Annotated in this window: 4 protein-coding genes; all 4 read right to left on the reverse strand. The window is 71.0% G+C overall.

Translation table 11 applies throughout. The features are described 5' to 3' along the window. Positions 1-68: 68 nt before the first annotated feature. Positions 69-1,019, reverse strand: a complete 951-nt coding sequence (locus tag G6O69_RS27770; RefSeq protein ID WP_172306501.1) for a hypothetical protein — start codon at positions 1,017-1,019, stop codon at positions 69-71. Positions 1,020-1,074: 55 nt separating this feature from the next. Next, positions 1,075-2,727, reverse strand: coding sequence for an Ig-like domain-containing protein (locus G6O69_RS27775; RefSeq protein ID WP_172306502.1), 1,653 nt, complete (start codon positions 2,725-2,727; stop codon positions 1,075-1,077). 301 nt (positions 2,728-3,028) lie between these two features. Next, positions 3,029-7,162 (reverse strand): BamA/TamA family outer membrane protein, encoded by a 4,134-nt coding sequence (locus G6O69_RS27780; protein ID WP_176397127.1) that lies wholly within the window; start codon positions 7,160-7,162, stop codon positions 3,029-3,031. A 41-nt stretch (positions 7,163-7,203) separates the two neighbouring features. After that, entirely contained in the window at positions 7,204-13,581 is a 6,378-nt protein-coding gene (locus tag G6O69_RS27785) for a translocation/assembly module TamB domain-containing protein (RefSeq protein WP_172306504.1), read from the reverse strand. Positions 13,582-13,585: the final 4 nt, after the last annotated feature.

Consider the following 13,585-nt stretch of genomic DNA (forward strand, 5'->3'; position numbering starts at 1 on the left):
ACAGGGCGAGCCCGCGGACCCGGTGACTCCGGGCGCGGGCTCGCTCGCAACATGGTCTCGCGGGGCTGCTAGCCGAACTCGATGAGCTCGCAGCTCTGCCCGTCCGTGTCGTGGCACTGCTTGATCACGTAGGGGTAGTCCTCGCTGCCGTCGCCGTAGAAGAAGAAGGTCTCGACCTCGCCGGCCGCGGCGTCGATCGATCCGTCGAGGATCTTGACCCCGTCCTCGCACAGCCCGGCCGAGACCACGCCGGCGTAGTGGTAGGAGAAGTACTCGTAGCCGTCTTCGGTGACGCCCATGGTCCCGGGCTCGATGGGCTCGTAGTAGGCCCACAGGCTGTCGCACTCGCCATCACCCCAGCCCACGGTCACGGCGCCAGCGTCCCCGGCGTGGATGAACACGCTGAAGGTGAAGTCGTTGAAGGCCTCGGCCAGCGTGGAGAACACCAGGGTCTGGTTGGCGGCGGCCGCGGACAGCATGGCGACCTTGGGATCCCCGCTGAGGTCCGCGGTCAGCGGCTCGACGCCGTCGACGGGGGAGCCGCACTCGGAGCCGGCCGCGATCCACTCGATGGTGGTCGCCGCGTCGACGGCGACGTCGAGGTAGGTGATGTCGCCGTAGCTCAGCCCGGGCAGGCCCGCGTCCGCGAGCAGGGGGCCCTCGACGCAGCCCTCGTGGTGGAGGCAGAGATCGAGCTCGGGCAGCTCGGGCTGGAGCTGGGCGAAGCGCAGCGTGTTGACCTCGAGGTCTTCGCAGCTGGCGGCGCCCTCGGTGGTCTCGCCATCCGCGGATGTGTCCGTGGAGGTGTCGGCGCTCGTCTCGGCCTCGTCGGTGGTTCCGGCGTCCTCTTGCTGACCTTCGTCGCCGCCCGTGGTGTCGGTGTCGGCGTCGGATCCAGTGTCGTCGGCGGCGTCGGTGTCCGCGTTGGTGTCCGCCTCTGTGTCGGTGTCGGCGCAGCCGAGCAGCAGCGCGGACGAGAGCGCGAGAGGGGAGAGCAGCGTGTCGATTTTCTGAAGCATTATTTGTTCCTCGTGTTGGGGGGAGCGGGGCCGAGTCAGCCCAAATCAGGCCAAATCAGGGCAGCGCGACGAGCAAGGGGGCCGCGCTGTTGTGGTCGTTGCCGACTTGTCCGTCGCCGAGCTGGCCGAAGGAGTTGAGCCCCCAGACCCAGACCTGGCCGTCTGCGTCGAGAGCCAGGCTGTGCGCGAGGCCAGCGGCGGCGGCTCGGGTCTGCGCGAGCTCGGCGAGGGCGGTGGGCTCGCTGCGGTCCTCGTCGTCGCCCATGCCGAGCTGGCCCGAGAAGTTGGCGCCCCAGGCCCAAAGCTGCGCGTCGCCGGCGATGGCGAGGCTGTGGTTTCCGGACGCGGCGATCATCTCGGCGAGCGCGAGCGCGTTGGGTGCCGTGGGCGCGAGCACGTCCTCTCCGCTGCCCGCCACGCCGATCTGCCCGCTGGCGTCGAGGCCCCAGGCGAGCATCTGGCCGCTGGTGTCGATCACGAGCGAGTGGGCCTTGCCGGTGACCGCGAGCTGGCCGCTAGCCTCCTCGATGGGCACCTCGACGGGGAGGTATTGATCCTCGCCCTCGCCCAGACCGAGCTGGCTGTCGGCGTTCTTGCCCCAAGCCCACACGCTGCCGTCGGCGGCGACGGCCAGGGAGTAGGCACCGCCGCCGGCGATCGCCACGACCTCGGGGAGCCCCGCGACCTGGGCGGGCACGCCGACCTGCGCGGGCTCCTGGCCGAGCTGACCGTTGCTGTTCGAGCCCCAGGTCCAGACCGTGCCGTCAGCGCGCAGGGCGAGGCTGTGGCGCTGACCCGCGGAGACCGTCATGACCTCGTCGATGGACGCGACGAGGGTGGGGACGTCGCGGTCCTCACCTTCGCCAAGGCCGAGCTGACCCTCGTCGTTGCGCCCCCAGGCCCACAGCGCGCCGTCGAGGGTCACAGCCAGGCTGTGGTTGAGGTTCGCGGCCAGGGAGCAGAGATCGCTGAGCTCGACGACGGCGACGGGGCTGGCCTGATCGTCGGCGAGCCCGGCCCCGAGCTGGCCCTCGTTGTTGCGCCCCCAGGCCCAGGCCTGCTCGCTCTCGACGAAGGCCAGGGTGTGCGCCCCACCAGCGGCCACGGGCAGCCCCAGGTGCAGCGCGAGGCTGGCCGTCTGCTCGTTGCCGGCCATATCGCGGGCGCTGACCTCGATCGTGTTCCAGCCGCGCTCGAGGGCCACCGTGGCCTGCCACTCGATCGCCTGCGCGAGCTCGGTGTCCAGGACCTCGGCGGGCCCCTCGTTGACGACGACCTCGACGGCCTCGACGCCGAGCTCATCGCTGGCCTGGCCGGCGATCGTCCAGGTGCGCGCGTTGACGTAGAGCCCGTCGAAGGGGCGAGAGACCGCCACGCTGGGGGGCGTGAGGTCCTGGCCGCCGGAGTCGGTGCTCTCGCCGGCGTCGGTGCTCTCGCCGGAGTCGGTGCTCTCGCCAGAATCGGTGCTTTCGCCAGAATCGGAGTCGGTGCTCTCGCTGGAGCCCGTGTCCTCGCTGGAGCCCGTGTCCTCGCCAGAGCCCGTCTCTTCGCCGACCTCATCCAGGCCAGCGCTGCCTTCGGTCGCTCCATCGGTGTCCTCGCTGCCATCGGCTTCATCGCCGCCAGCGCCGGGCTCGGACGCGCACCCGGCCAGCGCGATCACGGAGAAGAGAAGAAGCTCGAGCTTGGAGTCGTGTGCAGTGCGCATGAGAAGGCGTCCCCTTGGGGAGCCTCTTGATTCCAAAATTGATTTGCGTTTTCAAATTCAAATCACGCTTTATCTCCATAAATCCCCGTGATTTTGGTCATGGTGGAGAATTTATTAAGATTTTGACTCTCCATTTCAATTAATGATGGGGCCACTCATCCCCCGCAAGCTTCACGCCGAGCGGATCGAGCGGCCCGGGCTACTCGGCGAGAGCGCAGGTGTGGGAAGGCTTTTGCCGAACAGGCCGCGGTGCACCGCGAGGAGCGAGCACTCGCGCAAACCGTCCTCCCCCCAAACAAGATCAGAAGGTCACCCCAACATCGAACACCAGGCGCCCGTTGACATCATCCGTCGCCCCAACGTTGTAGCGCCCCGGGATCAACACCGCGTAGCCCAGCGCCATGGTCACGATGTTGATGTCGAGCTTCAAGAAGTTCACCCCCACGGAGTGGCGAAAGTCCCGGCGCAGGTTCGCCTTGGACCAAAACTGGGTGAGGACCCCAAAGTCGTAGAAGAGCGAGTGGGCCAGGGCGCCGCCGAAGATGTCCTTGATCGAGGTGACCTGGAGCGCGACGGTGCCGATCGCCCGCACGTGGCCGCCCTGGGCCCGCGGCCGGTAGACCACGCCGCCATAGGGCAGCTCGACCTGCTCGACGTCGACGAGCATGGTCTCCGGCAGGATGCCGCGCAGGCCGAGGTCCGCCGTGCCGCCGCCGTAGTAGCGCCACACGTCGGGGACCGTGTCCGTGCCGACCTCCTCGCCGCCGAAGCCCGGGCCGTGGAAGGGCACGAGCTGGCCGTAGCGCAGGGAGTAGCGGAAGTTGAGCCGGTCTTGGGTGCGCGGGATCGGGATGAAGTGCTGCCAGCTCAGGTCGATGCGCGCCCACCAGTCGTTGCCGCCGAGCCAGGGGCTGGCGAGCTTGATGTCCATGGTCGCCAAGAAGCCGTCGTAGGGGTTGAAGGGGTTGTCGACCCGGGTCAGGAGCACGCCGGTGTCGATCAGCCCCGTCAGGTCCGCGACCACGCCGCCGCCGCGGTTGACCCAGTCGTCCTCGGCGCCCACGAGCGGCTTGACGATGTCCTTGCTGACGTTGGCGAGCTGAAACAGGTAGCCGACGTAGAAGGTCCACTCGCGGAAGCGCCGGCTCAGGCGCAGGGAGCCGACGACGCTGAGGATCTCGCCGCGGGCCGGGGTCGCCCGCGACTGCACGCGGCCGTTGATGTCGAGGTCGACGGCCGAGGCGAAGATGTGCGGGCGCGAGAGGGTGGCCGCGGCCAGGCGCTCGTAGCAGTCCTGGCCAGCGCACAGGTCCGAGCCCTCGAGCACCGTGGACAGGTCGAAGCCCCAGCGGCCCTCGAGCGAGAGGTCCCAGCCGGTCCCGAACAGGTTGGGGAAGGCGGGGTTGGCGAACACGTAAAAGGGGTTGAGGGTCGCCGCGCCAAAGCCGAAGTCGATGGTCATCGCCACGTCCTTGGCCTCCTCGAAGGCCACGACCTGGTGGACCTGGCAGGGCCCAGGCTCGTCCCAGTAGCAGCCGACGGGGTAGGGGGTGATGGTCACCGAGCGGGCGACGCCGGTGGCCTCGATGGACGCGGCGGAGGCGTCGACGAGCTGCTGGCTGTAGCTCTGCCCGGTCTCGAACTCGAGCTCGCGGCGCAGCACCCAGGTCTTGGTCTTGAAGTTGCCGCGGAACAAGGTGTCGCCGAATTCGCCGCGGCGGCCCTCGTAGACGTTGACCACGGGCTCGAGGGCGACGGCGGGATCCTGGGCGCGGGCGGTGCAGATCCCGTAGCGCGAGTCCGGGAGGTTGCGGGCAGACTTGAGCAGCAGGCTCTCGCCGCGGGCGTTGGTGTAGCGCCAGGTCAGCTCGGCGTCGGCGATCGGGAAGCCGCTGTCGCGGTAGCGGTCGACGACGAAGTTTCGGGCCTCGCGCTCGAGGCTGAGGGTGACGGGTACGCCGCCGGGCTCGTCTTGATCGCGGTGGCGCAGGGGGCTGTCGCGGAGCATGCGGGGCGCGCCCCAGGCGACCTCCTGGGTGCTCGGATCGCGGATGATCAGGTCGTCGACCTTGCGCGACGCGGGGATGCGCTGGTCGAGGTAGCGGACCTCTTCGCTCGCGGCGGTCAGCACCCGCGGCCCCGGTTCGACGCGGACGCGGACCCAGACCTTGGCGCGCTCGGCCGAGAGCACGCCGGCGAGGCCGTCGGCGTCGAACTGCTCGAGCCAGGCCGGGTCGCCGCCGCTGTCGAGCAGGGTCTGGGCGTCGAGCACGGCCTTGGTCCCGGGCTCGTCGCCGTCGAGGCCCTGGCGCCAAAACGCGATCTCGAGCACGACCTGGGCGCAGAGGTAGCCCTCGGCGTTGTAGGCCGCGGTCACGGCCTGGATGTCGGAGAGGGCCTCGCTCTCGCTGAAGGTGCCGCCCTTGCGCAGGGCTCGCTCCTCGTTCCAGCGGCCCTCGATGCGCTTGGCCACGGCGGGGATCAGCCGCGCCGGGCGGACGAGCTCGAGGTTGGCGATGCGGACCTTGGGGCCCTCGTCGACCTCGAAGCGCAGCTTGTCGATGGACTTGAAGTCGAGGTGCAGGCCCTGGACGCGGGCGAAGAGGTAGCCCTTGCTCTGATAGTAGGCGCGCAGGTTGGCGGACTCGCGCCGGGCCGCGGCCGGGGTCGCGGGCTCGCGGCGGTTGAAGAGCTGGATCTGCGCGCGCAGCTGGGTGTCGCTGAAACTCAGCCCGGACTCGCGCCGGCGCCTGGGCCTGCGGTCGAAGCTCGGCTTGAACTCGGTCTGGACGGCCGGCCCGCGGTAGACGCTGACCTCGAGGGGGAGGTTGTGGGAGTCGAGGATCGGGCTCTCACGATCGAGCTGGTCGTAGCTGCTGGCGACGTCGACCTCGGGGTGGGGGGTCACCCCGGAGCCGCGCCAGAACCCGCCGAGGCCGGAGTTGGGCTCGGCGTAGGCGCGCTCGACGTTCTCCACGGCCTTGTCCATGAACTCCCGGGTGACCCGGGTCCGAAACACGCCGAGGACCTTGGGGATGAACTGGCGGCGGATCCAGCGCTCGTCTCGCTCGTCGAGGGGTTCTTCGCTGGTCGCGTCGAGGGAGCCGTCGGTGCCGACGACGCTGACCTCGCGGCGGTCGATCTTGTAGGGCTTGCCCTTGTCGAGGAGCACGTAGAGGTCGGCCTCGTCGGACTCGCGGCCGCAGACCAGGGCCAAGGACGCGTGTCCGCGCAGGTAGCCGTTGTCGAACAGGAACTCGTCCATGTGCGCGACCTCGTCGCGCTCCCACTCGAGGCAGGCGATGTCCCGGGCGTCGCAGATCGGCGGCGGATCCCCCTGGCGCAGGACCTTGGGCTCGATGCACTCGCCGCGGGCCAGGCTCCCGGGCTGCGCCTGGAAGGTGAGCTGACGCAGGACGTCGCGCTTGGCCAGGGGCGTGTGGCCGCGGACCCGCACCCGGCGGATCGAGCGGCCGGGGCGGACCTCGATCAGCACCTCGCCCTCGCCGACGGGCAAGAACTCGGCGCGGTAGCCGAGCTCGGCGAGGCGGGCCGAGTACTCGAAGGGGTAGAAGTTGCCGCTTTGTAGGCCGAGGACCATCTCGACGCGCTCGCGGTCGTCGCCTTCCACGAAGGAGCCGCGCAGGCTGATGGTGTCGACGTTGACGTAGAGCACGGCCCCGCTGCTCACGGCCGGGCGCGCGCCGAGCAGGACCTCGTGGGTGCCGACGGGGGCGAGGTAGACCTCGAAGCCGTCGGCGGCGAGGGTCTCGAGGCGGTAGAGCAGCAGCTCTTGGTCGGCGCCCTGGATGCGCGCCTCGAGCAGCCGGTTGCTGCGCGCCTCGGTGACCTGGCGGCAGTCGAGGACCTCGAGCCGGCCGGCACGCAGCGCGCCGAGGGCCTGGACCACGGGGTAGAGGGGGTCGCCGCGGTTGCGGATCTCGCAGCCGCCGACGGCGAGGGCGGCGTCTTCGTCCGCCTCGTCTTCTTTGTTCTGGGGGGTCTGGCTGGGCTCGCCGGTGCCCTGGCCGGTTCCAGGGCCGTCAGCGTCGTCCTCGGGCCCGGGTCCGTCGCCAGCTTGGCCTTGGCCTTCGTCTTCGTCTCGGTCCTGGTCGGCCTGCTCCTCGGCGCCTGGGGGGAGCGGACCTTCGGGGGGGAGGCCCTCGGGAGGGATGAGCTCGGAGGCGCTCGAGGGCGAGGACTCGCCGCCCTCGTCGGGGCTGTCGCTGTCGCTGTCGTTGTCGCCGGGGCTCGCCTCGTCAGCGGTCTCGGTCTGGGTCTCGGTCCCAGACTCCGAATCCGAGTCTGGGGGCGCACCCACGGCGCCGCGCGGCGCGAGCAGGAGCGCGACGAGCATCACGAGCCCGAGTAGCCCCGAGCAGGCCGCGAAGGGGCCTCGCGCCGCGGGGCGGCGAGCGTTGGGCGACGAGGGCATCGGGGGAGCGAGAGCGGACGGCAGGTCGCGGAGCGCGAGGGTCAGCGCGGGGTCGGGACCTCGAGGCGCTGGATGAACTGGATCGAGCGGTAGTTCGGGGGGTCCAGGATCAGCACGCGGTTGCTGTAGTTGCGGGCGCCGAAGGTGGCTTCGATGCCGGTGTTCTCGAGGATCTCGAGGATGCCGGAGAACGAGCGGCTGTCGCGGATCACCGACCCAGGGTAACCTCGGAGGTAGGTCAAGTTCAGCCCCAGGCGGCCCCAGCCCCAGCGCAGCCACTCGGGCCGCGTCTCGGCTTCAATCAGCACGCCGAGCTGGTCGGCGCGGAAGCGCACGATTGGGATGTAGGCCTCGGCCCGGGGGATCTCGCGCTCGAGGACCTCGTTGACCTCCACCTGGGTCAAGCGGCCGGCGAGGGGCAAAAAGCGCGTGCCCAGGAGGCTGTTGTTGCTGCGGGTCTCGCGGACGTCGGACTTGGCGAGGTCCGTGTTGCCGGCGTCGAAGATCAGATAGTCCACGCAGCCGCGGGTGGTAGCGAGGGCGCCGGAGGTGTCTCCGGGGGCGCTGCACTCCCACTGGATCGCGTCGAGGGTGCCGCTGAGGCGCAGGTTCAAGGTCAGCAGCTGGTTGTTGATCTTGATCGCCTTTTGGCGCGTCGCGGACAGGTCGAGCTGGGAGCTCGCGATCTGGTCGCCGAGCACGACCTTGCCGCCCTGCACGTCGTAGGCCCCGCCGAGGATGTCGACGTCGACGACGCCGCGTTCGACGGTGATCGTGCCGTCGAGGTCGGGGTCGCCCACGGTCCCGGCGAGCTGGAGCTTGGCGCTGGCCTCGAGCTTCTTGGCGACGTTGTTGTCGACGCGGAAGGGCGCCCCGGTCTCGAGCTCGAGGTCGAGCTCGAGGTCACGCACGAACTCGGGCAGCTGCGAGGGCGGGGCGGGGGTCGGATCGGCGAAGGACAGCACCGCGACGCCCTGGCGGGCGTCTCGCAGCCAAAACGAGCGATCGACGAGGACCTTGCCGGAGATCCGCCCATTGCTGCCCTCGAGGTCGAGGCTGATGCGGTCGCTGCTCAGCGCGGCCTCGAGCTCCGGGCGGCCGGAGTTGTCGGTCAGCGAGAGCGGGAAGTCGTCGGCCGAGCCGGTCATCGACGCGTTTTGGAGCTCGCTGAAGCGGTCGTCGATCATCAGCTCGCCCCACAGGTAGGCGCGGCCGCGATCGCCCACGCGCAAGGTCAGGGCCTCGCTCGGTCGGCTCTGCGAGGTGGCCGTGCGGCGATCCCCGAGCCACAGGGCGACGCCGCGATCGCGCCGGCCCTCGCGGTCGTCCCCGCTCGGCGTGCCGCAGGGGCGGGCGGCGGTGCACTGGTGGACCTCGACGGTCCCGCCGGCGAGGCGGAGCTCGCCGAACTCGGACACGGTCATGCGCAGGGCCTTGCGCTGGAAGCTGAGCGTGGCGTCGAGGCCGTCGAGCAGCGCCGGGGGCGGGCCCTCGCTCGGATCCACGCTGGCGCCGAGCTTGGCGATGTCGCCCACGGCCTGGAAGCGGGTCAGCTCCACGGCGCCGCCGCTGCCCTCGAGCATGCCGGGGAGCAGGCGCTGGAGGATGTGGCCGTCGATGGTCCCCGCGCCGCGCAGGGCGAAGCGCCCCGAGCACGGCCCGGCGAGGTCGACGTAGCTGGGCCAGTTGCCGATCTCGCCGAAGCGCAGGCTCTCGTCGAAGACCTCGATGTTCGCGTCGGCGAGGTAGACGGTGCCGCCGGACATCTGGAGGTCGAGCTTGGCGACCTCGATGGGGATCGGGCGCTTGCGCCGGCCGGCCTCCGGGGTCGCGCCGTCGTCGAGGTCGAGGACCAGCGGCTCGCCCTCGGGCAGGCGGACGAAGCCGGTGATCGTCGGCCTGGCGACCACGCCGGTGAGCGCGAGGTCGATGTCGAGGCGGCCCTGGGGGCTGGCGAAGCCGTAGGGGCTGAGCAGGGGGCTGAGCGCGGCGAAGTCGAGGCCGCCGACGATCGTCGCGGAGGTCTCGCCCGGGGGCAAGCTGGCGTTGTCGGGGGTGCCGGGGATGCAGCGGCGTTCGCTGTCGGCGTCGCGCTCGGACTTGCGCGCGCGACTGCGGCCAGCGCCGTCTTCGTCATTCTCGCTCTCGACTTCGGCCGCCGCGCGCTCGGGGGACTCGGTGCTCGACAGGTCGAAGGTCCCGTCGATCTGCATGACCGCGCCCTGCTTGCCGCCGCTTTGGATCTGCCACGGCTGGGCGAGGCTGAGCTTGGTCCCGTCGAGCTGGGCGCGCAGGGGGCTGAGCGAGCAGGTCGTGTCGCGCTCGAGGCAGGGATCGACGCCGGTGACCGAGCCCGCGCCCTCGCGGCGTCCGCGGTACCACAGCTGGGCGAGGCTGAGGTCGACGCGCAGCGGCTCGCCGGCCAAGGAGCGCGGATCCTCGGGGTCGAGCTCGGCGCACTCGGCCAGCAGCGGGACCTGGCCGTCTTCGTGGCTGGGGCAGTAGCGGGCCTCGACCTTGAGGCCGTGCAGCCCGCCGATCACGTGGGTGCGCCACTGCTCGCGGCTGGGGTGGGTCAGCAGGTTGTCGAGGGGCAGGGTGTCGAAGCGCAGGTCGACGGCGGCCTCGATGGCGTCCGTGGACTGGCCGCCAAAGGCCACGGTCGCGTCGACGTGCCAGTCGAGGTCGCCCTCGTCGCTGAACTCGGGGCTCGGGGCCTGGAGATCCCCCTGCACGCGCACGCGCCGGTGGGCGGCCGTCGCGGCCCGCTCGAGCTCGGGGTCGCCGGGCACGTAGGGCTGGTCGTCGCTGGAGAACTCGAGCACCCCGCCGCCCAGGGGGACCCCTGCGGCGCCGAGATCCGCGAGCACCAGCTGGCCCTCGACCTGGGGGCGGCGGAGGCTGCCGGTGACCGCCAGGCGGCTGCCCCGGGCGACCTGGCCGCGGATCGGCAGGTCCTCGCCAAAGGAGGACGCGAGCCCCGAGAGCGGGACGTTGGTGGCCTCGACCTGGAGATTGAGGGCCGGGTCGTCGTCGAAGCCCACGGTGCCCGTGGCCGTCACGCTGCCGATCGGTGCGCTGACCTTGGGGCGCAGGGCGGGGCTGACCGGGCGGTGATAGGCCAGGCTCAGGTGGTCGATCTGCAGGCCGTCGCGGGTGAAGGCGAAGCTGGCCTCGGCGTCGTGGTAATCGACGCCGGCCAGGCTCAAGATGTCGGCGTAGGCGCCCCCGCGGGCCTGGAGCTGAGACATGCGCACGGGGCCGCCGAGGCCGTCGTCGATCTGGAGCTCGATCTTGGCGTCCGAGGCCCCGATGCCGCTGCCCAGGATGTCGCCGCGGTTGATGTCCTCGAGGCTCAGCGCCAGGCGGATGCGGGGATCGCTGAGCGCCTTGCCGTTGGCCAGCAGCCCGAGCTCGGCCTCGAGCGGCCCGTGCCCGCCGAGCATCTCGACCTGCTTGCTGCGCAGGGTCAAGGTCCCGCGATCGAAGCGCAAGGACGCGCCTTGGATGTCGTCGACGGCCAGGGCACCGCTGCCGGCCCCGACGACGTCGAGGCTGCCCGAGCCGCGCGGGTTGGTCAGCGGCCCCGACAAGGAGAAGTCGACGGCCAGGCGGTCGAACCACCGCGGCAGGCCAAAGGCGCGCAGGAAGGCCTCGCCGTCGTCCACGCGCACGCTCGCCGAGCTCGGCTCGAGCTGCTCGAAGTCGGCGTCGATGCCCCCGCTGACCCGCAGCTGGCCGCCGTCCACGCCCACGCGGAGCCCTCGCATGTCGACGCCCTCGACGGCGTCCCAGATGACCTCGCCGTCGACGTTGATCGTGCTCGGCAGGTGGTCGTCCTCGGGGCCGTTGTCGCGGTTGACGATCACGCGCTGGAGCTCGGCCTCGATGTGATCGGGGCCGTCCTCGCCGATCACGACCTGGTGGACCTGGACGCCGCCGCGGGCCTGACCCGCGAGCATCTCCCCGAGCTCCGGATCGTCGGGGGTGAGCTTGGCGAGGTCGACGCCGAGCAGGTCGACGAACACCGAGATCAGCAGCGGCTCGCCCTCCTGGGCGATGACCATGTGATCCTGGCGCCCGCGCCGGTGCAGGCGCACGCTGCCGTCGAGGGCGGCGCCGCGGAAGGTGTCGAGGTAGACGATCCAGCGCTCGTCGGGGCGCTCGTCGGGCAGCGGGGCGCCGTCGGGGTCGTTGGGATCCGGGGGCGGGTACTCGCCGCGGGCGCGGGCCTCGGCGGCGGCGTTTGCCGGGTGATCGAGGGACGCCCACACGTCGGGCAGGGGATCCTGGGCGAGGCTGATGGCCACGTCGACGTCGTCGATGGCCCAGGCCGACTCGGGGAAGAGATCGAGGGTCAGGCCCTGGCCGACGATGTCGAGCACGACCTCGTCGACGGGGCCCATGACCTCGAGGTTGGCCGGCGAGCCGTGCCCGTCGATCATCGCGCGCATGACCCCGCTGTCGTCGGGCTCGGGCGGGAACAGGACCTCGGCGACGGGGCCGACGTCGGTCGTGGCCAGGCGAAAGTCGAAGCCGATGTCGCCGAAGGCGTCGAGCAGCCGGCCGCTGAACACCGAGGGCGAGCCGGCGAACTCGGCCTCGCCGGCGATCCACACGTCGCCGAGGGGGCGATACTTCATGCCCGAGGCCAGCTCGAGCTCGGACAGGGCCGCGATCGGCATCGGCCCGTCGTGGAGCGGGGCGATGGTGAAGCTGCCGCTGCCGCCGCTGGCCTCGACGGCGTAGGCCAGGGGCAAGGTGTCGGGGCGGCCGTCCTCCGGCGCCCAGCTCTCGAAGTCGAGGGCGACCTCGATGTCCTCGAAGTCGATGTGCGTGGCCCAGCCCGAGCGCTCCTCGAGGTCGAGGGTCAGCGAGAGCCCGTGGAGGTCGCCGTGGTCGATGCGGTAGGACAGCTTCTTGAGGTTCTCGGGGGCCTCGAGGTCGTCGATCGGATCGAAGGCGTTGATCAAGCTGAGCATCCACGCGCCGTCGCGGTGCTCGTTTTGATAGGAGCGGACCTCGACCCACAGCTCGCCTTGGTTGCGGACCTCCGTGAAGTGCAAGAACCACGGGATCTCGACGAGCTTGGGCACGCCGAGGCGGTTCCAGGGGATGATCTCGTGGAGGATGAGCGAGAGCTCGACGTGCTCGGCGTAGGCCGTGCGCCGGCTCTTCTCGCCGCCGTCGAGCTTGTAGGGCTCCCAGACCGAGACCTCGCGGGCCTCGAGGTGCGTGGGCCGACCCGTCAGCAGATCGAAGATCAGCATCGGGGTCCAGTGGGCGTAGGTGATCTCGAGATCGCCGTCGAGCAGCCCGCCGATCTTGTCGGACAGGAACTCGCCGAGGCGCTCGTCGTTGAAGAAGTAGTAGGCGCCGAGGTAGGCGAGGTTGAAGATCAGCACCAGGGTCATGAGCAGCTGCAAGGGCAGCTTGACCAGGAGCATGTTGGCGACCGGGTAGCGCCGCCGCGTGGGCTGCGGCGAGGCCATGAACTGGAGGTACTGCGGGTGCAGCCGGCCGATCTGCTGGGGGTGCTGGAGCGCGGCGTTGATCAGCCCGTCGCGAAACTGCTGGAGGCCACGGTGGACCCTGGCGGCGCGCTGCCCCGAGGCGCTGGCGCCTCGACTGGTGGACGCGCTGGCGCCTCGACTGGTGGACGCGCTGGCGCCCTGATTGGAGGACGCGCTGGCGCCCTGATTGGAGGACGCGCTGGCGCCCTGACTGGAGGACGCGCTGGCGCCCTGACTGGAGGACGCGCTGGCGCTGGCTTTGGGGGCGTCCGCGTCAGTGGTGCGCGCCGTGCCGACCTCGCCGCTGGCTGCGACCCCACCTCGGCTGTCGGCCTCGATCTGGTCGATCTGGTCGAGCGGGTCGAGCGGATCGGGCTGGTCGGTCTGGGTTGGCTGCTCGGCCTGATCGCGGCTGGGCGGGCTCGGGGGCGCGCCGGCGCTGGCACCGGCGCCCTTGTTCGGCATGCCGTGCACGATGGCGATGACCTCTCCCCAGGCGTCGCTGTCGACCGCCGTCAGGGCCTCGCGCACGAGATCGGGGGGCGAGGTCTTCAGCGGCCGGGGGCGGGGCAGGGGGTAGCGCCACAGCAGGCGGCGGTCTCGTGCCAGGGCGTCCTCGCGGACCAGCGCGGCGAGGCGGCGGGCGAAGTAGCGACGCTCGCTCCAGGGGATGATCGCGTCTTCGCGATTGTGGCGCCTGACCATGCGCCAGCGCTCGAGGTCCTGGTAGGCGCGAAAGAGCAGCGCCATGTTGGCGCCGCCCGGGAAGAGGTGGCGGTAGCGAGTCGTCGCGCACAGCGCCTCGAGGCGCTCGCGGCCGTCGGCGAGCAGGTCCGCCTCGGCCTGCCATCGCTCGTGGATCGCCGCGGTCGCCGGGCCGTCCTGCGCTTTTCGGGAGTCGCTCACGCGG

This window comes from Pseudenhygromyxa sp. WMMC2535, from assembly GCF_011083025.2.